The organism is Hydrotalea sp. AMD (genome assembly GCF_004100315.1).
Classification (GTDB): domain Bacteria; phylum Bacteroidota; class Bacteroidia; order Chitinophagales; family Chitinophagaceae; genus Hydrotalea; species Hydrotalea flava.
The window spans coordinates 155,694-177,420 of the sequence record NZ_SCKY01000008.1 but is presented as its reverse complement, the minus strand read 5'-3'; the positions used below and the strand labels follow the sequence as shown (position 1 = coordinate 177,420).

The window sequence follows — 21,727 nt, the reverse complement described above, 5'->3', positions numbered from 1 at the left end:
TAGTAAAAACACTAAAATTGAAACGCTCAAAGATTTGATTAATAATCCACAAATTTTACAAGCCCTTTATCAGGATCCAAATTTTACAAATGCTTCGGTACAGGCCAATGTAATAACCGGTACCGTTACCGATGCAATTACACAACAACCTTTAATAGGGGTTAGTGTGGTTGTAAAAGGTACAAATAAGGGTACTTCTACCAACAATACAGGGCAGTTTACTATTACAGCCGAAAAAGGTGCTACCATTGTATTTTCTTATGTTGGTTATGCATCAAAAGAAATTGTAGTTGGCGCAACAAACACTATACAAGTACAGCTAACGCCCGTTGATGCTCAATTAGATCAGGTTGTAGTAGTAGGTTATGGTTCACAGCGTAAAAAAGACTTAACCGGAGCTGTTTCCGTAGTTACAGCAGCCGATATTGCCGACAGACCAATTGTTGATGCAGGAGAGGCATTACAGGGAAAGGCCGCCGGAGTACAGGTGGTTTCCAATTCAGGAAAACCCGGTGCTGGTTTATCTATCAGGATAAGAGGTTCTTCTTCCATCAGTGCAGGGAATGACCCATTATATGTTGTGGATGGTATTCCAATGACGGATATTTCTTCTTTCAGTCCGAGCGATATTGAATCTATTTCTGTTTTAAAAGATGCCGCATCGGCTTCTATTTATGGTACCCGGGCAGCAAATGGTGTAGTAGTCATTACTACTAAAAAAGGAGTAGCCGGCAAATCTAAAATTGAATTTAGTACTTATTATGGTACTACCTCTCCAACTAAAATGTTGTCAGTTTTAAATGCCAAGCAATATCAGGCTTACGCAAATGAACAGAAAGGGGCTACCGTTGTAACCGATTCAATGGTGAATGCAAATAACGTAAACTGGCCTAAAGAAATTTTTCAGGATGGCACACAGCAAAATTATCAATTGTCTATTTCTGGCGGTAACGATAAATCAACCCATTATATTTCTTTAAATTATACTGATCAGAAAGGGATGATTAAACCCGCAACTTATAACCGTTTAACCGGCAGGGTGAATTTAACAACCAAAGCTAGTAGTTGGCTTACCATCATATCCAGTACAGTTCTTTCACGTTCAAAAAGTAATGATGTTACCGATAACCAAAGTGTAGCAAGAGGCGGGGTTGTTTTATCTGCTTTGGAAACTCCATTTATTATACCAAAATTTAATGCAAATGGAACCATTGGATTTAATCCCCTAACAGGGTGGGAAAATCCATATGGCGCAATTTTGGGCAGATATAATAAATCAACTGCCGACCGATTATTAACGAACTTAGGTGCCGATGTTAAATTATTAAAAGGATTGGTATTTGAATCGAGATTTGGTATTGATTATGGGAACTATACCAGCACTTATTTTTTGGATCCTTTTCTTACCATTTATGGAAGACAAACCGGAGGTCAGCAATCCAGAACCAGAACCTATAATTTAACCTGGTTAAGTGAGCAAACTTTGCACTATAACAAAAATTGGGGTAAACATCATTTTTCTGCTCTGGCCGGCTGGACAGCCCAAAACTCACATACAGAGCAAACAACTATTTCCGGGTCATTCTTAAAACCGGAATACCGGTTACTGCCCTGGGATCAGGCGTATTTAAGAGATTCTATTAAGCAACCCGGAACCACCGGAATTGATGAATGGGCTTTGATTTCATATTTAGGAAGAATTAATTATGATTTTGATGGTAAATATCTGTTTCAGGCCAATATCCGTTCTGATAATTCTTCCAAGTTTGCACCAGGAAACAGAACAGCCGTATTCCCTTCTTTCTCTGCAGGATGGCGTTTGTCGAGAGAAGCATTTATGGAAAATGTACGTGCGGTTAACGATTTAAAATTAAGAGTAGCCTGGGGCCAAAATGGTAATCAGGAAGGAATTGGCAGCTATAGTTACCTGCCTTTGTCCAGTATCAATCCGGTTACGGGTGCAGTAACTCCTGTATCCATTGCGCCGGCCAGTTTAACATGGGAAACTACATCACAAACAGATGTAGGTGTTGATGCGAGCTTTTTAAATGGAAGAATTTCATTTACAGGAGATTTTTATGTGAAGAAAACCAAGAATGTATTGGTGAATTATCCTTTGCCCTCACAGGCAGGATTTGCAACTGCTCCACTCAATGCGGCAACCATGCAGAATATTGGAGAAGAGTTTCTTATTTCTACTAAAAATGTTGTAAAAGGCAATTGGAGGTGGAATTCAGATTTCAATATTTCATTCAATCAAAATAAAATATTAAATATTGGTGAAGGAGTAACCTTCCTGAATGCATTTGGCGGTGTTTATGCACGTGGTAACGCTATAGCATTGGCGCAAGGTTACGGACTCGGTGAATTTTATGGGTATGTAGCACAAGGCGTGGATCCAAATACCGGGCATGAATTGTATTTAACAAAAGATGGTAAAGCAACCGATAATCCCGCACCTACCGATAGAAGAATTTTAGGTAGTGCATTGCCCACTTTTATTTATGGGTTGAATAATACCGTTTCATTTAAAAATTTTACATTAACTGTATTTATTCAGGGTTCACAGGGCAACAAAATATTTAATGCAGGAAGGTTAGAAGCCGAGGCTATGGTAAACTCCGCTAATCAAAGTTCGGCTGTATTAAGAAGATGGCAAAAACCCGGCGATATTACTGATATTCCAGGCGTAAGTACCAATGCAACCATTAATAATTCGTTGATATCTACACGGTTTTTAGAAGATGGTTCTTATTTAAGAGTGAAAACAATTACACTCTCTTACGATATTCCAGCGAAAGTATTAAACCATATTGGTTTAAGCAGGGCTTCTGTTTATGTTTCAGGTAATAATTTGCTAACATTAACCAAATACAAAGGTTTTGATCCGGAAGTAAATTCTTATGGCAATCCCGGAAATTCAAACGACAATAGAAATATTTCATTAGGGTTAGATAATGGTGCTTATCCACAGGCAAAAATGTTCTTATTTGGTTTGAATGTTGCGTTGAAATAAAAATGATTTTCGTTGCTTATATGCCATTTTGAAAATTTAAAAATCAGGAATATGAAAAATAAAATAATAATAACATTAATTACTGGTTCGCTTGGTTGTTTCATGATTTTGCCAGGCTGCACCAAATTGTTAGATAAACAGCCCATTACACAAGTGGTAACAAATACAGGTACTAGTTCTATTACTGCTTCTCAAGCAGAAAATGCACTGTCTGGTGTTTATAATGCTGAAATTGGTTATAGTTATGGATTAGAGTTCAATGTGTTAGACAGAATTACCAATGCTGATGTTCAGTCTGATAATTGCTATGCAGGTGGTGATAATCCTGACAATATTGCCATCGATTTGTTTACAGCCAATGCAGCCAATGGCAATATCAATCGTGACTGGAAAGATGCATATGGTATTATAGCAACTGCTAATATTGCTATTGCACAGGTGCAGGCATGTACAGATCCTGCTTTGTCTGCAACCAGAAAAAATCAAATTTTGGGTGAAGCCAGATTTATGCGGGCATTTACTTATTTTGATTTGGTTCGTTTGTTTGGAAGGATACCTTTAATGTTAAAGCCGGTGGATCAAACCAATTCTGAAACACTAATTAAATCTACATTGGTGCCACAATCTTCTGCTGATACTGCATACCAGGCTATTTTACAGGATTTATGGTTTGCAAAAGATAATGTACAAAACGACAATACACCTCCCAATAAAATGGTGGTAACAAAAGGTGCTGTGAATGCAATTTTGGCAAAAGTATATGCCAGCATGCCTACTCCTAATTGGGATTCTGTTGCTTATTATTGCGACCAGGTGATACCCAATTATACATTAATGCCCAACTATACTTTTTTATGGGATAATAATCATAAAAACAATAGTGAATCTATCTGGGAATTTAATTATGTAGGCTGGAGTGTGATTGGCAATTGGATACCATCTCAATTTATCGGCAGCGGCTGGAAAAAATTTGAAACACCCACCAATGATTTGGTGAATACCTTTAGAACAGAGGGTGATTCTATTCGTTTACACGCTTCTATTACTTTTGTAAATTATGGATGGTCTGATCCATATTGGAAAGATGTCAACAATTATCCTATCCTGTCAAAATATAATGATCCAAACAATGGTACCAATGATTTTTATATGATTCGTTTGGCAGATATTATTTTACTGAGAGCTGAAGCTTACAATGCCAAAGGATTAACGACCAACGCAGGTGCATTGGTGAATTTAATTCGTGCCAGAGTTAATCTGCCTCCTACAACAGCAGTTTCGCAAGGTGATATGGCATTGGCAATTGAAAAAGAAAGAAGATTGGAGCTGGCATTTGAAGGCCATCGCTGGTTCGATTTAGTGAGAACCGGAAGAGCCATAACAGTGATGAATGCACAAAAAGATGGTGCAGGTAATAATTTAAATTACAATGTTAAACCTTATCAACTGGTATTTCCCATACCGCAAAATCAAATTGATAACAATGTTTTGTTGAAACAAAATTCGGGTTACTAGTCGTTTAGGTTACATACAAAAGCACCTGCAGATTTTTGTGGGTGCTTTTTTCAGTACATTACTCTATTTTTAGATAAAGCATTTTTCAGTAGGTTGATGCAATTTTTAAATTTTATATGAAATTATACAATGAAAAAACTTTGTAAATATTTTCTGCTTATCAATTGTATGATATTGGCCATGAGTTGTTCCTCGGCTCAAAAGTCGCCTGAAATGCCTAATAGGCCTCCAAATACGGTTGTTAATTTAAAAGATTCAATATCTGTATGGCTCACCAATGCCAATGGTTCTGTGCGTTTACAACAACAAACGCCATTATATTTCGATACTGTCAATAAAACCAATTTTATTATTGTGGTTGATAGCCTGCAGCGTTATCAAACCATGGATGGGTTTGGGTATACTTTAACCGGAGGTAGTGCAACTTTAATCAATCAATTACCCAGTACACAAAAAACTGCTTTATTAAAAGAGTTGTTTGGCAACGATAACAATAGTATCGGCATCAATTATTTACGCATTAGTATTGGTGCTTCTGATTTAAATAGCCATGTTTTTTCTTATGATGATATGCCTGTGGGGAAAACCGATACCACTTTATCTGCTTTTAGCTTAGGTGTTGATACGGTTGATTTAATTCCGGTATTAAAAGCCATATTGCAAATCAATCCCAACATTCAAATTTTAGGATCGCCATGGTCGGCACCTGCCTGGATGAAAGACAATGCCGGTACCGTTGGTGGCAGTTTGCTTCCCGCTTATTATATGGTATATGCAAAATACCTGGCAAAATATATCCAGGCCATGCAACAGCAAGGCATTACCATGCATGCTATTACCATTCAAAATGAACCACTCAATCCCAATAACAATCCCAGCATGGTTATGCAGTCTGCCGATCAGGCTAATTTTATTCAAAATGCATTGGGCCCCGTTTTTAAAAAAGAAAATATTACAACCAAAATATTGTTGTATGATCATAATTGCGACAGGCCCGATTATCCTATCGCCATATTAAATAATCCTGCAGCAGCACAATATGTAGATGGCTCAGCTTTTCATTTATATGCCGGAAATATTAATGTACTATCTCAGGTGCATGATGCCTTCCCTAATAAAAATGTATATTTTACGGAACAATGGGTAGGTGCTCCCGGTGATTTCCCATCTAATTTAACATGGCATGTAGAGAATTTAATTATTGGTGCGCCACGCAATTGGAGTAAAACCGTATTGGAATGGAACCTGGCTGCTGATGCACAATATGAACCACATACTCCCGGTGGTTGTACCCAATGTTTGGGTGCATTAACGATTCAGGATAATAGCATTACGCGAAATGTGGCTTATTACATTATTGCACATGCTGCTAAATTTGTACCTTACGGTTCGTATAGAATTGCTTCAAATATGGTAAATGGCTTACCCAATGTGGCTTTTCTTACACCGGCAGGGAAAAAAGTTTTAATCGTTTTAAATACCACTGCAACAACACAGGCATTTGGTATTCAGTTTAAAAATGTATATGCTTCATCAATATTAGCATCAGGCAGTGTTGCAACTTATGTTTGGTAATGATAATCGAACTTACAAAATATGTATATGAAAAAAATATTGTTTCAAACGCTTGTTTTTTGTTTATGGTGTTTTAGCGGTGCCATGGCGCAAGCACCACGCTTTTATCAGGAAATTCAGGTATTTAAACACCAGGATAGCTTGCATTTTCCTCCGGCCAATGCCATATTGTTTGTTGGTAGTTCTTCTTTTCAAAAATGGAAGGATGTTCAGGATTATTTTCCTGAACACACTATTATTAATCGGGGTTTTGGTGGTTCTACATTGCCGGATGTAATTCGGTATGCACCCGATATTATTTTGCCCTATCATCCCAAACAAATTGTAATTTATTGTGGTGAAAATGATATTGCGAAAGATACTTCCATAACCCCACAGCAGGTATTAAGCAGGGTAAAAACATTGTTACATATTATCCGGAAAAAATATAAAAATATACCTGTTGATTATATTTCTATTAAGCCCAGCCCAAGCCGCATACAATGGCAACAAAAAATGCTGGCATCTAATATATTGATTCAAAAATATTTACAAAAGCAACCCAATGCTCGTTTTATTGATGTGTATCATGCTATGTTAAACCCCAATGGCACCATTAACGAAGCCATTTTTATACATGATGGCCTGCACATGAATGCAACGGGTTATCATATCTGGCAGAAAATATTAGAGCCTTATTTGTTATAGTTTAATTTTATTGATTTGTATCCTTGGTTTTGCAGTTAAATGAATGTATTATTTTCAGATAATAATTCTATTTGTAATTAATTTGTATATTACAAGCATGAATCGATTAAGCTTGCTTTTAGTAGTGATTACAATCACAAGTTGCCACAAAGCTTCAAATTCTACTCCTGCTATTGCACTTGGCAATGTGGTAATTAATGCTGTTGTTTCTACCGATAGTAGTGGCAATGTAAATTTTACTGCTTCAGCAAGCAATGCTGTATCTTATGATTTTGACTTTGGAAATGGCATTATTCAAACCATCCCTTCCGGAATAACAACTTACAAGTATACTGCTTCAGGAACCTATACCGTGAATGTAATTGCAAAAAGCGCATCGGGCCTTACTTCGTCTGCCAACATACAAATTACCGTAGCTGTAAAATTGAATTTGGTTTGGTCAGATGAATTCAATATACCCGGAAGTCCGGATCCCACAAAATGGACATACGATTTAGGAGCCGGTGGTTGGGGTAATAATGAATTGGAATATTATACTTCACGTATTGATAATGCTGTGGTATCAAACGGAACATTAAAGATTATTGCTAAGAAGGAAAGTTATTCAGGTAGCAATTATACTTCGGCTCGCTTACTCACCAAAGGTTTATATAGTTTTAAATATGGCCGGATAGATGTAAGCGCCAAACTGCCTGCTTCAACTGGTACCTGGCCGGCCATTTGGATGCTGGGTAATAATATTTCAACTGCAGGCTGGCCTGCTTGTGGAGAAATAGATATTATGGAACAGAATGGGAAAAATAAAAATATTATTTATGGCACATTGCATTATCCCGCACAGGTAAATCAATATGGTGATGGTGCTACTACCTCTATCACCAATGCAGCAACTACTTTTCATAAATATTCTGCTATTTGGTCGCCTGCAACGATTCAGTTGCTGGTAGATGATGTGGTTTATTATACCTTACCCAACAAAAGCAGTTTCCCTTTTAATCAAAATTTCTTCATTATTTTAAATGTAGCAATGGGTGGTACATTGGGTGGAACCATAGACCCGGCATTTACCACCAACCAAATGGAAATTGATTATGTGAGGGTATACCAATAATTATTGAAATGCATTAACTTCCATTCATAAACATTGCTCTATACCAAACCTACATTCTCCCATTCAAAACCCCTTTCACCAACTTATGCAATCCTTATTTAAATGTATCGTTTTTGTGTTTTGTATACTGCATTCAGGAATAGCACAAACACAAAAAGCCCAGAAAGGAAAAGTAATTTTTTTTGATAATTTTAATACCAAACATTTGGATACAGCTAAGTGGAATATTGAAATTACCGGATTTCATGTAAACAATGAATTACAGGCCTATGTAGACTCTTCTAAAACATTGTACATAGAAAAAAACAAGCTGATATTGCAGCCATTGTATGCCCCGGGTTTTGTAACAAAAGATGGGCAACATTTTGATTTTATTTCGGCCCGAATAAATACCCGCAATAAATTTGAATTTGAATATGGCCGTGCAGAAGCCAGAATTAAATTAACCAACGGTGCCGGATTATGGCCTGCCTGGTGGATATTGGGTAATGGGCCTTGGCCGGCTACCGGCGAAATTGACATTATGGAAAATATTGGTGATGCTGCATGGGCAAGTGCTGCGGTGCATGGCCCCGGATACAGCGGTGAAACGCCATTTGTAGAACGTTACCATTTTCCAAAAAACAATGATGCTACGCAGTGGCATGTGTATGCTGTAAACTGGACGCCCGATGCAATGGTTTTTGAATATGACGGTAAACCCATGTACCGCGTTACAAAAGCCATGACAGATAAATATGGACAATGGGCTTTTAGCAATAAAAAATTTTTGATTTTAAATTTTGCTTTGGGCGGTAATTATCCTGCGGGAGTGAATGGCGCAAAAGAGCCCTATTTTGGCCTGCCTGAAAAAACATTACAACAAATTAAGCAAAATAAGGCAAAAATGGTAGTTGACTGGGTAAAGGTTACCCAATTGGATGCCCCAAAGCTTTCTGAATAAAAAAATGAGCAGTAGGAGTAGTATTCGATAAAGCGTTTATCCAAAATATTTGCACGGCATAAATGGTTTCACTAATTTTCATGCCTGCAACATGAGAAAATGCTTATCCATATTACTCCTAACTGTGCTCCTCACTCATATGGGTGGTTACCATTTGTGGTATGTGCTGTATAAAGTGCATTTAAAAACAGTGATGAAGTTATTTATTGCTTCTCATCCCGATACAAAAGCTGCCTGTCATTTTCAATGGAGTATAGATGCAAATGGAAACATTACAGACCCCTCATTCTCTTGGGAAGAAAAAAATCATGAATTTAAATTGAATGGTTTATTGTATGATGTGGTTCATATTCAATATAACCAAACAACGGTAACCATTTGCTGTTTGCCAGATAATGCTGAAAACAGCACAGATTTACAACACTTTGCCCTTCAAAAAAACAAACAGGATGCAGGCAAACAAAACCGGCTAAGTTTTTCTCAGATATTCTCATTCTTTTATCAACCAGAACTTTTTCAAATCTTATTTCCTGAACCCGTCAATATTTGCTGGTCTACTTTTCATTCATATTATTTGCATTACATCGCACTTTCTGTAGTGTTACCTCCTCCCCGATTTACAATCTGTTAGTCCTTCTTCATTAAAATGGCATTCGTTGTTGGAGTGCTATTGAATTCTATTTATTTAGGTAAATGAATTGTTCATTCCATTCATCATTATATATTACATTATGAAAAAAACTATAGTTATATTCCTTTTTCTGTTTTCATTGCAACAACTGCAGGCACAAAATATTCAGGGCCGTGTTGCCGATAATATCACCAATCAGCCATTAGTAGGTGCAGTAATTACATTACCAAACGGCCAAAAACTAATTACGGATGATAATGGTAAATTTCAATTACATCAGATAACAAATAATCTTGTTGTTACCGTTAGCAGCTTGGGCTATGAAACCCAACAGGTTACCATAAAACCTGCCAATAAAGAGTTGTTGATTTTATTAACCCCTACTACCGATAATTTAAATAAGGTGCAGGTTACGGGTTGGGCAACGGGTAAACGCGATAACCAATTAACCGAAGCACAATCGGTAGGTGTATTAACATATCATGATTTACAACGTGGCAATGGTTTATTTCCTGAAACCCAAATGAACACTATTCCGGGTGTATTTATGCAAACCAGAGGTATTTCCGGTGGCCAGCGTATCATCATCAGAGGATATGGCAATACCACTAATTTTAATGGCTTAGGCTATCAGGTTTTTTTAAATAATATTCCATTAACCGATGCCACCGGTGTAACCATATTAGATGATATTGATTTTTCTACCATTGGTAGAGTGGAGGTGTTTAAAGGGCCAGAATCCAGTTTGTATGGTTCGGGTATTGCCGGTGTGGTTAAATTGTATTCTATTCAACCCAAACCCAATACCACAAAAATTTTGGAAGAAAATACAGTAGGTAGTTACGGTTTGTATAGAAATAATACACGTATTGAATCGGCAGGCAGTAATTCTGTTTTGTTTTTTAATTACGGCCATCAAACGTCAAATGGTTACCGTAGCCATAGTGCATCAGCAAAAGATTACGCTTCCTTTAAAGGCGATTTTTATGTAGGCGATCAACAAACCATTTCAACCTATTTGTCATATAGCCGTTCTTATGAAGAACTGGCCGGCGAAATTCCAGGTGATACATTATACCGCCGTATCACCTGGAGCGATCCGAAATATGTTAATAACAATGCCCATGTATTAATTGAAAGTTTTAGAGCAGGTATTACAGATGATATTAAAATCAATCAGCACTTCAATAATCAAACCACCGTATTTACTTCAGGATATACATTGGATCAGCCATTTGCCGCAGGCCTTAACTCAAACGCAGTATTAACGTTTGGCGGCAGAACGGGATTTATTTATAATGGAAAGTCGGGTGCAGTGGGCATTCATGGTATTATTGGCGGACAATTTGAGAAAACGCTTTCTTTTAATAAAACCTATAATTTAACCAATGGTATAATGGGTGGCATTAGAGGCGATTTGCAAATACAGGCATCTACCTACAATCTATTTACCGAATGGAAGTTGAATTTGCCTGCTCAAATTATGCTCACAGCAGGAAGCAGTGTTAACTTTATTGAATACAGTATTCGCGATATGCTTACGAACAGTGCCAACCCAACACATGCCGACCAGTCGGGTTACAAACGGTTCACCCCCGTACTAAAACCACGCATTGCAGTTTTAAAAATGTTGAATAAAAACAGTTCGGTATATGTGGATGTAAGTACCGGCTATACACCGCCTACCACCAGTAATGTAGTGATACCGGCTATTGGAAAAGTAAACACAGGCCTGCAACCTGAATTGGGTATTCAATATGAATTGGGTACCAAGGGTAGCTTTTTCAATAATAAATTATCTTATCAAATGGCATTGTTTCAGTTAGATGTAAGCAATAAAATTGTGAATCAGTCGGTAGCTGCTACACAAACCACGCCTTTTTATACTTTTGCAGTAAACGTTGGCAAACAACGAAATAACGGGGTAGAATTGTCGTTAAACTATCTTGCCCTACAAAGTAACCAGGGTTTTTTCCGTTCTGTAAAACCATTTGTAACCTACACGTACTCTAATTTTAAATATGTAGATTTTAAGAGTGATAATAATAACAATGCCAACACCCTTAATTTTTCAGGTAATAAAGTTGCCGGTGTAGCACCTAATTTTTTAAATATTGGGTTGGATGTGGTAACAGCGCCTGGTATTTATTTCAACAGTACGTTTCAATATGTTGATAAAGTGCCTTATACTTTCGATAACTTGAATAATGCAGCAGCTTATCGTTTATTGGGTGCTAAGTTCGGTTATCGCCAAACGCTGCATCAACATTTTGATGTGGATGCGTTTATAGGTGCAGATAATCTGTTGAACAATACTTATTATACCTTTTTATTTTTATCACCTACATTAGCTTCACAAACCGATCCGCACTTTATACCCGGGCCATATACTGCCATATGGTATGGCGGATTAAAACTGGCTTATCATTTTTAAACAATTGATGTATGATTAGAAAAAATATAATTCGATGGCTGCCTGTAATAGTATGGCTGGCCATGTCATGTAAACAAGGTAAACAGGAAGAGATGAATCCTGCCAATGCCAAACGAATTGTTTCTGTTTCAAAACAATTAACAGAAATGATGTTTGCGTTGGGAAAAGGAAAAGATATAGTGGCCTGCGATTTAACCAGTAGTTATCCCGATAGCGCAAAATTATTGCCTAAAGTGGGTTACCATCGTTTGTTGAGTACAGAAGGAATTGTATCCATGCGGCCCGATATTGTAATTTATAGTCAGAATATTGGGCCTGCCACAGTCATTCCACAATTACAACAAGTGGGGGTACGTTGTAAAGAATTTTTTGAATCGAATACTTTGGATAGTGCACAGCTTTTATTAAAAGCATTGGGTACTTATTTTGGGGTATCTGCTGTGGCCGATTCACTCAGTCATCAACTACAACAACAAATGCAGGTAGTATATGCTGCACAAAAGCAATGCGTAGATACACCAAAAGTAATGGTAATTCAATTTGGCCAGGCCAACAATGTTTTCTTTGTGATGAGTGGGAGGAATGGTCCGGCAGATGCCATGATACGTATGGCAGTTGGAAAATCCGCAGTATACCAGGCAAAAGGAGCCACGCAGTTAAGTGCTGAAGCCATTGCTGCGGCCAATCCCGATATTATTATTGTTACTGATTTTGGATTTGATAAATTGGGTGGCATGGAAAGTGTGAAAAAATTACCGGGTGTTGCCTTAACCAATGCAGCCAAAAACAATAAAATATATCGGTTTAATGAACATGATATTGTATATTTTGGTCCGCGAAGCGCTAATAACATTTTATCACTCATGAAAATATTTCATCCCAATATTCATGCAACGCTACCCTAAACTGTACTTTAGTATTTTAATATTGTTATTGGTTGGTACCATCATCATGGCCATTGATTTTGGCGCTGTGCCTATTCATATACATGAAATGTACAGCGCATTACTACATGCAATAAAGAACGATGCTCCTTTAAATATTCATGAAGCTGTATTTCTTGAAATTAGGTTGCCACGTGTATTGCTCTGCGCCATTACAGGCGGTATTTTAGCAGCATCCGGAGTAATGATGCAGGGCTTATTTAGAAACCCAATTGTAGAGCCGGGCTTAATAGGAACCAGTGCCGGTGCTGCTTTTGGTGCTTCTTTTATATTTGTTTTATCAGATATTTTGCCCTTTTGGTTGCAGCGTTTTTCCGGCATACTGCTGGTTCCGGTATTTGCGTTTGTGGGTAGTGTTCTTGCAACGGTACTGGTATATACATTGGCTAAATCGGTTAATCGGGTTTCGGTAACCAATTTGTTATTAATTGGTATTGCTGTGAATGCTATTGCTTTAAGCGGAACCGGATTTTTAAGTTTTATTTCCAGAGATCCGCAGGCAAGAAGCATTACCTTTTGGAACCTCGGCAGTTTTGCCGGCGCATCCTGGCTGCAGATATTGATTACTGCTATTGTTACACTTCCGGTAATGATTCTTTTATTGCGCTATGCCAATCAGTTGAATGCATTGATGTTGGGCGATAAAGAAGCCGGCTATTTGGGCGTACATACAGAGCGTTTAAAATGGCAGATTTTATTGCTCAATACTGCCATGGTTGCTATTGCAACCGCATTTGTTGGTGTAATTGCTTTTGTGGGATTAATTGTACCGCACATGATGCGTTTATTGATAGGTGGAAATAACAGAACTTTATTACCGGCTGCTTTTTTATCTGGCGCAATTTTATTGACGGTAGCTGATATTGCTGCCCGGTTATTGATTGCTCCGGGAGAAATTCCTATTGGTATCATTACTTCATTGGTGGGGGCACCCGTATTCATTATTTTATTGAAACAAACGCAATTGCTGCAAAAAGGAGGGAGCTATGATTGAGGTAAAAAACTTAAGTTATGCCATCCACAATAAGCAATTGTTACAAGATGTAAATCTAACCATTCAAAAAAACAGTTTTACCGTTATTATGGGCGCAAACGGAGCCGGCAAAACAACACTCTTGCAGTTAATGGCCGGAAGTTTAATGCCATCTTCGGGAACAATTGCCATAGATGGTAGTAATATAGCTTCCTTATCGCCAGAGATGCTTGCAAAAAAAAGAGCCGTTTTATCACAACGATATCATTTGCCGTTTACATTAACTGTTCGTGAAGTGGTAATGATGGGTCGTTATCCTTTTTTTAGAAACCAGCCTCATGCTGTTGACGTTGCAATGGTAAATCATGCCATGCAACAAATGCATGTTACACATTTAGCCGATACACTCTATCAAAACTTATCAGGAGGTGAGGCACAAAAAGTACAAATGAGCCGGGTGTTGGCTCAAATTTTAGAAGCCTCTGAAACTCAGGAAAAATATTTGTTTTTAGATGAACCGGTTTCTCAATTAGATATTAAATATCAGTACCAGCTAATGCAAACAGCAAAATCGTTAACACGGCAACATGTAACCGTTGTGGCAGTATTGCACGATATGAATTTGGCTTTACAATTTGCAGATACCCTGCATTTTATGAAAAGTGGTCAGTTGCTATACTCATTACAGCAGCCTGTTGATATTGATGCTGCATTAATAAAAAATATTTTTGATGTGCATGCCATAAAATTGGAACAACAAAATTTAGATCATCCTTTCATTTATTTTCAACCCGAATAAATTTTCTATTTATAAAACAACCCTATTCGTGCAAACCATTGATATATCTGGAACCATTGGCCTTATAGCTACCGCTGTTTTAACTTTGAATATTTTGCTGGGTATGCTGCTTAGTTCAGCATATAAAAAATCTGTTTATTGGAAGTGCGTTCCTGCCTTTATTCAAAAGCTGAATATTACTGATATACATAATTATACCGCCTATTTGGCTTTGTTATTGGTGTTGGTGCATATTGTATTAATACCTATTGATTCTGCTTCTAAATTTTCGTGGTTGCAATTGCTATGGTCATTGAATGCTCAACACCAGCCATATATGGCTTTGTTGGGCAGTTTGTCATTCTATGCACTTATTCTGGTAATTATTACCACCCAAAAAATTATTAAAAATAAAATGAGATTTCGCTTTTGGAAGAATGTACATTTAATTTCATACGGTACTGCCTTGCTGTTTATAATACATGGCATTTGGATGGATCCGGAATTAAAAGACCGGCCTGTCGATTTCTTAGATGCAGAAAAGCTGCTATCAGAAATTTGTGGGTTGGTTCTGATAGCAGCTTCTGTAATCAGGTTTCGCTATTTTATACGAAAACAATGCTGAAATGGTAAAGTTTTATTCTTTGTCTTCTTCCTTTTTAAACAAATCTAATTTTGAGGACTCTACCAAATTACGGAAGGCTTTCCATTTACTGTTGAAGAAGTTATCTGCTTTTTGCAATACCTGGTCTACACTTTCTTCTGCAACCTTATACAGGGTTTCCTCCTGTTCTCCGGGAGCTGCATTTTTATATAATGCCGTAAAGCGGGCATTTGCAATATTGCCATTTACAGTTACCTGAGGTACAGTACCATAACCCTGCTTTTCCTGTGGTTTGCCATTTAAAGTTTCTCTAATGTCTTTAATCGATTGCTCCAATGCTTTCATACTATGCCGTATGCTGTCTCTTCTGCTACTATCTATGTTGGGCAGGTTTGCTTTTATATTGGCCATAATGGAATCTGCATCTGTTAATCGTTCTGTTAACTGGTTTACTTTTACGGTTAGTGAATCTAATCTTGCATTGAAAGCACGTTGTGCTTTTCTTACTTCCGGCGAAGTAGGTGCATTGGGATCATCATTCACCACAACGGTTGCAGAATCTTTTAATTTGCCCCATTGCAATACGACGGTATAGGTTCCGGGATCTACCAGTAAGCCACCGGGTTCAGCACTGCCACCTCCAAAATTTCTTCCTCTTCTGCCACCTGCACTACGGATGCCTTTTCCTTCTAAGCCCCAGAAAAACCGGTTAAAACCCGTATCGGCTTTTACTACTAAATTGCGTACATTGTTGTGCACCGCATCGTATATGTGCACATGCACAGAGTCGGGCGTTTTTGATTTGCCGGTATCGCCGGCGGTTTTTTCGGTAAAGAAACTAATAGAGGCGCCAGGCTTTCTGTTTTCTCCTTCATAAGTACCCCAAATGCTGTACTCAATTCCGGATGGATTTTTTATTTTAGCCTGATATGCGGTGGGTATGGGGAAAGTTATTAATTTTTGCGGAAATGCCTTACCGTTATTTGCGGCTAATTTACGCAATGGCCTTATATCGTCTAAAATCCAGATAGCTCTGCCGAAAGTAGCAATGGCTAAATCGGCTTCTCTTTCCTGAATGGCTAAATCGTAAGTTGAAACGGAAGGGTAATTGTTTTTGAATTGTTGAAAATGATTGCCATTATCAAAGCTTATCCAAAGCCCCTGTTCCGTTCCTACAAAAATTAAATTGGGTTCTACCGGATCCTGAATCATACACAAGGCATATCCCGTTACTTTCTTTTCATCTACTATTCTGGTCCATGTTTTTCCAAAATCTGTGGTTCGGAAAATATAAGGTTTAAAATCGCCCAGGCGGTAGTTGTTACATACTACAAAAGCTTCGCCTGCTTTGTATCTTGAGGCTCTGATTTGCGGTATCCAACTTCCTTCTGGCATTCCCGGAATTTTTCCTCTGAAATTGGTCCAGGTTTTACCGCCATCTTGTGTTAATTGTACATTACCATCATCGGTTCCTACCCAAATTACCCCCCGTTGTACATGTGAAGGTTCAATGCATAAAATGGTACAATAATTTTCTGCTCCGGTAATATCAATCGATAAGCCGCCATTGTTGCTTTGATCTTCTTTGGCGGTATCATTCGTAGTTAAGTCGGGCGATATAATGCTCCATGAAATACCTTTATTGGTGCTTTTATTAACAAACTGGCTACCAAAGTAAATGGTATTATTATCAAATGGGTCTTGCGCTATGGCTGCATTCCAATTAAACCGATGCCGTAGAGTGCTGCCTACATCAGGTGGTTTAATGCGCCATTGTTCGCCGGTAGCTACATTATAACGGCCCAGTTCGCCTTCCTGACTCATGGAATAAACCCAGTTGTAATTATCCGGATCGGGTAGTACATCAAAACCATCACCACCGCCCACTTCGGTCCAATAACTGTTGCGAATACCTGATTTTATCCAAACATAAGCAGGGCCATACCAACTGCCATTGTCTTGTAATCCTCCCATAACATGATAGGGTAATGCATTATCTACATTAATGTGGTAAAACTGCCCAACAGGCAATTTGCTTTCAAACTGCCATGTTTTTCCCTTATCTTTTGTTATGGCCAGCCCACCATCATCGCCATCAATAATCAATGAAGGATTGAAAGGATGAATCCACCAGGCATGGTGATCGGGATGAATGCCACTGTACGGGATCAATATGCGAAAAGTTTTGCCGCCATCTTCACTAACACTCACCATTTGGTTAATGTTGTATAACCGGTTTTCATTCTCCGGGTCAACGCGTATATCCTGAAAATAAAAGGCACGATTGGTAACTACAGCAGGGTCGCTGTTTACCAATTCCCATTTCATGCCACCATCATCCGATTTGTATAAACCATTTTTGGTAGCTTCTACTAATGCATATACACGGCTGGGTAAGCTTCGGCAAATGGTTAAACCAATACGTCCGTAATTGCCATCTGGCAGGCCATCTGCCTTACCTAATTTTTTAAAAGTTTTACCTGCATCGTAGGTTACGTATAATCCACTGCCGGAGCCGCCGCTGGTAAAGCTCCAGGGTGTTCGGTGGTGTTGCCACATGGCAACAAGTAGTTTGTTTGGGTTACTTGGGTCTATCATCATATCTGCCACACCGCTGGAATCGTTGGTATGTAAAATTAATTTCCAGGTTTGTCCGCCATCGGTTGTTTTATACAATCCTCTTTCTCCATGCACACCATAAGGGTTGCCAATGGCGCCTGCATATACAACATCTGGATTATTGGGGTCAATAATAATTCGATGAATATTTTTTGTTTTTTGCAAACCCATGCATTTCCAGGTTTGTCCGCCATCTAAACTTTTATAAATGCCATCTCCCAGGCTAACAGAATTTCTCGGATTGCCTTCGCCGGTGCCTGCCCAAATAACAGAAGGATTGCTTTGCGTAATGGCAATAGCACCAATATTTAAAATAGGTTCCTTGTCAAATATCGGCTTCCATGAAGCGCCGCCGTTTTCGGTTTTCCAAACACCGCCGCTGGCACTACCTGCATAAATAATATTGGGATCGCTCCAAAGCGCATCAATTGCAGTAATACGACCGCTCATACCTGCCGGACCAATTGTGCGGGGTTGTAAATTTTTAAACTGTGTGGCCAGATTGATTTCTTGTGCCTGTGCCGTAAAATAACAGCCTGCAAAAAGCAGAATGCTGAAGTAAAATTTTCTCATGTTGCCTGAATTTTTAGTTGCAGATTGTAAGGTAATAAATTTTTTAAACAGCGGATGAATTTATGGATGAATATGTATAGGTACACCACCGATGGAATTTATTTTGAGTGAATAAGCCTTCATCCGTACCTTTTACCTCCATATTAAGCAAATTAATTGCACTGTTTGTAGTTGAATGAAGCATTGAAATTCAGGGAATGCACATAAAATAGAGATGATTATGTTGAAATATCAAACGGTTTTTTTTCAATTCTAAATAAAAAATTTTATGAAATGGCGCTTTCGTTTTTTGATGGTGGTATTACTTTGTACAATCTTCCAAACCCTTCAGGCACAGGTTTCTGCTGCTTTGTTTCAAGAAATGCAGTGGCGGATGATTGGCCCGCACAGAGGCGGTAGAACAGTAGGCGCAGTGGGTGTGCCACAACAACCCAATGTGTTTTACATAGGTGTAAACAATGGTGGTGTTTGGAAAACAACCGATTATGGCAGAACCTGGTTTCCAATTTTTGATGACCAGCCAACAGGATCAATAGGTGATTTAGCAGTAGCGCCTTCCAATCCAGATATTATATATGTAGGCTCTGGTGAGGGTTTGCAACGGCCCGATTTGTCGGTAGGTAATGGCATGTACAAATCAACCGATGCCGGTAAAACATGGCAGCATCTTGGTTTAACAGATGTGCAGCAAATTGGTGCGGTAGCCATTGATCCCACAAATCCCAATCGGGTATTCGTAGCGGCAATGGGGCATCCGTATGGCCCCAATACAGAGCGTGGCGTATTCAGAACTTTAGATGGGGGTAAAACCTGGGAAAGGGTTTTGTATAAAGATGAAAATACAGGAGCGGTTCAAGTAGCTATTGATCCTAAAAATCCCAATATTATTTTCGCCGATTTATGGGCAGGCCGGCAAGGCCCTTGGGAAAATGGAGAATGGAATGGCCCACAAAGCGGGTTATATAAATCGGTGGATGGAGGTAAAACCTGGACAAAAATTACCCGTGGTTTACCAACGGTTGAACAGGGTTTGGGAAGAATTGGATTTTGCATTGCCCCCAGTAACCCCAAAAGAATGTATGCCACTGTTGATGCAGGTGAATATGGTGGTATGTACAGAAGTGATAATGCAGGAGAAAGTTGGTATAGCATTAGCAACGATGGCCGTTATTGGGGCCGGGGCAGCGATTTTGCAGAAGTAAAAGCCGATCCTCAAAATGAAGACATTGTATACACAGCGAATGTGGTGGTATGGCGTTCGGAAGATGGTGGGCATAGCTGGAAAGATTTTAGAGGGGCACCTGGTGGAGATGATTATCACCGTATTTGGATTAATCCTGATCATTCAAACATTATTTTAATTGCAGCCGATCAGGGTGCAATTATTACCGTAAATGGCGGAGAAACTTTTTCATCCTGGTACAACCAGCCCACTGCACAATTTTATCATGTTAGCACTGATAATGCCTTCCCTTACAATGTGTATGGCGGTCAACAGGAAAGCGGCTCCGTTGGTATTGCATCCAGAGGGAATGACGGGCAAATTACTTTTCGGGAATGGCATCCCGTTGGTGTAGAAGAATATGGTTATGTAGCGGCCGATCCCTTAAACCCGAATATTATTTATGGGGGTAAAATAACCAAATATGATAAGCGTACCGGTCAGGTACAAAACGTTGCACCGGAAGCCATTCGTAGCGGAAAATATCGTTTTATCAGAACCGCTCCGGTTTTATTTTCGCCCGTCAATCCACATACGTTATACTTTGCCGGTAATGTGTTGTTTAAAACCAATAATGGGGGCATGAACTGGCAGGTAATCAGTCCTGATTTAACACGCAGTGAATGGGATATTCCGGCCAGTGTTGGTATCTATACTACGCCTGCTTTAAAAACAATGCCACGAAGGGGTGTTATTTATACAATTGCGCCTTCTTATAAAGACAGCAATACCATTTGGTGTGGTACCGATGATGGTTATATTCAAATAACCCATGATGGGGGAAAAAGTTGGATAAATATTACCCCTGCAGCAATTACATCTTGGAGTAAAATTTCATTAATGGATTGCGGACATTTTGATAATAATACGGTGTATGCTGCGGTAAACCGTATCCGTTGTGATGATTTACACCCACATATTTTTGTTACACACGATGGAGGAAATATCTGGCAAGAAAAAGTAAATGGCCTTCCCGATAATGAACCTATTAATGTAGTGCGGGAAGACCCCAAGGTGAAAGGCCTGTTATTTGCCGGTTCGGAAAATGCGGTCTATGTTTCGTTTGATGATGGTAACCATTGGCAAAGCCTTCGGTTGAATATGCCTGCTACCTCAATTCGCGATTTAGTAATAAAAGATGATGATATAGTAGTTGGTACACATGGCCGCTCGTTTTGGATTTTAGATAATATTACGCCATTGCGGCAAATTGCACAGCAACGCATTTCCGTTAATAATGCCTACTTGTTCAAACCACAAAATGCACTCCGTATTCGTTGGGATATGAATACAGATACCCCATTACCACAGGAAGAACCTGCCGGACAAAATCCACCAGATGGGGCAATCATTGATTATTATTTACCCGATAATGATACCGGTATAGTTAAATTAACCATTAAAGATGTTAACGGCAACATAGTACGGCAATATGCCAGTACTGATACCCCCTATCATATACCTAAAGTAAACATTCCAAAATATTGGATACTACCTCAACAAATATTATCGGCAAAACCGGGTATGCACCGTTTTTTATGGGATGTGCATTATACCCCCTTACCACTTCCTCCTGTTTATCCTATTGCAGCAATTTACGGCAATACAGCACCGTTAGCTACTTCGCCTTGGGTAATGCCCGGAAAATATACCGCTTTATTAGAAGTAAACGGAAAAACAATGCAACAGCAGTTTAATGTTGTTATGGATCCAAGGGTTGCTACTACTTCTGCCGATTTGCAACGCCAGTTTAATTTAGCCAATCAGTGTTATGAAATAAGCAAAACATGTTTAGAGCGGCTACAAATCATTCAGCAAATGATTCAAAATACAGAATCTGCTTCAAAAATAAATTCATTAAATACAATAGCAGGTAATGCTTCAAATGGCAGAAGGGTTATTAGTAATAAGAATAGCTATCATGATATATTACAACAAAGCAGAAATTTAATGAGCATGTTGGAAGAAGCAGATATGCCGCCCACTCATACCATTGGCTTGGCTGTTCAGCAATTAGCCACTAATTTTAAGTCACTGGAAAATCAATGGCAAATAATTATATCTGAATAGTTATATTAAAAATGATTACCTAACTTTTAAAA

Annotated in this window: 14 protein-coding genes; 13 read left to right on the top strand and 1 reads right to left on the bottom strand. The window is 38.6% G+C overall.

The window, feature by feature from the left end; all coding sequences use genetic code 11:
• The 12 genes from EO766_RS08020 to EO766_RS07965 form a co-directional block, all read left to right on the top strand.
• On the top strand, positions 1 to 3,016 hold a 3,016-nt coding region (locus EO766_RS08020; protein WP_287100843.1), incomplete at its 5' end, for a SusC/RagA family TonB-linked outer membrane protein.
• 51 nt (positions 3,017 to 3,067) lie between these two features.
• A complete protein-coding gene (locus EO766_RS08015; protein WP_068243655.1) occupies positions 3,068 to 4,531 on the top strand; it encodes a RagB/SusD family nutrient uptake outer membrane protein in 1,464 nt (487 codons plus the stop codon).
• Positions 4,532 to 4,660: 129 nt separating this feature from the next.
• A complete protein-coding gene (locus EO766_RS08010) occupies positions 4,661 to 6,106 on the top strand; it encodes a glycoside hydrolase family 30 protein (RefSeq protein WP_074419336.1) in 1,446 nt (481 codons plus the stop codon).
• A gap of 27 nt (positions 6,107 to 6,133) precedes the next feature.
• Positions 6,134 to 6,793, top strand: coding sequence for a GDSL-type esterase/lipase family protein (locus EO766_RS08005; protein ID WP_074419337.1), 660 nt, complete (start codon positions 6,134 to 6,136; stop codon positions 6,791 to 6,793).
• A 97-nt stretch (positions 6,794 to 6,890) separates the two neighbouring features.
• Positions 6,891 to 7,904, top strand: coding sequence for a family 16 glycosylhydrolase (locus tag EO766_RS08000; protein WP_074419348.1), 1,014 nt, complete (start codon positions 6,891 to 6,893; stop codon positions 7,902 to 7,904).
• A 115-nt stretch (positions 7,905 to 8,019) separates the two neighbouring features.
• On the top strand, positions 8,020 to 8,847 hold the full coding sequence (locus tag EO766_RS07995; protein ID WP_218836734.1) for a glycoside hydrolase family 16 protein: 828 nt from the start codon (positions 8,020 to 8,022) through the stop codon (positions 8,845 to 8,847).
• A 193-nt stretch (positions 8,848 to 9,040) separates the two neighbouring features.
• Positions 9,041 to 9,478 (top strand): hypothetical protein, encoded by a 438-nt coding sequence (locus tag EO766_RS07990; RefSeq protein ID WP_287100842.1) that lies wholly within the window; start codon positions 9,041 to 9,043, stop codon positions 9,476 to 9,478.
• Positions 9,479 to 9,578: 100 nt separating this feature from the next.
• A complete protein-coding gene (locus EO766_RS07985; protein WP_074419340.1) occupies positions 9,579 to 11,912 on the top strand; it encodes a TonB-dependent receptor in 2,334 nt (777 codons plus the stop codon).
• An 11-nt stretch (positions 11,913 to 11,923) separates the two neighbouring features.
• Positions 11,924 to 12,817: a heme/hemin ABC transporter substrate-binding protein gene (locus tag EO766_RS07980; protein WP_074419341.1), complete on the top strand. Its 894-nt coding sequence runs from the start codon at positions 11,924 to 11,926 to the stop codon at positions 12,815 to 12,817.
• Positions 12,801 to 13,850, top strand: coding sequence for a FecCD family ABC transporter permease (locus EO766_RS07975; protein WP_081298662.1), 1,050 nt, complete (start codon positions 12,801 to 12,803; stop codon positions 13,848 to 13,850). Before EO766_RS07980 ends, EO766_RS07975 begins: the two co-directional genes overlap by 17 nt.
• Positions 13,843 to 14,628, top strand: coding sequence for an ATP-binding cassette domain-containing protein (locus EO766_RS07970; protein ID WP_074419343.1), 786 nt, complete (start codon positions 13,843 to 13,845; stop codon positions 14,626 to 14,628). Before EO766_RS07975 ends, EO766_RS07970 begins: the two co-directional genes overlap by 8 nt.
• A 28-nt stretch (positions 14,629 to 14,656) precedes the next feature.
• Positions 14,657 to 15,232, top strand: a complete 576-nt coding sequence (locus EO766_RS07965) for a ferric reductase-like transmembrane domain-containing protein (RefSeq protein ID WP_074419344.1) — start codon at positions 14,657 to 14,659, stop codon at positions 15,230 to 15,232.
• A 12-nt stretch (positions 15,233 to 15,244) separates the two neighbouring features.
• Here EO766_RS07965 and EO766_RS07960 read toward each other — a convergent pair whose 3' ends face one another.
• A complete protein-coding gene (locus tag EO766_RS07960) occupies positions 15,245 to 18,403 on the bottom strand; it encodes a WD40/YVTN/BNR-like repeat-containing protein (RefSeq protein WP_074419345.1) in 3,159 nt (1,052 codons plus the stop codon).
• Positions 18,404 to 18,671: 268 nt separating this feature from the next.
• On the opposite strand from EO766_RS07960, the gene EO766_RS07955 reads away from it, so the two are divergent.
• Positions 18,672 to 21,695 (top strand): VPS10 domain-containing protein, encoded by a 3,024-nt coding sequence (locus EO766_RS07955; protein WP_074419346.1) that lies wholly within the window; start codon positions 18,672 to 18,674, stop codon positions 21,693 to 21,695.
• Positions 21,696 to 21,727 lie beyond the last annotated feature (32 nt).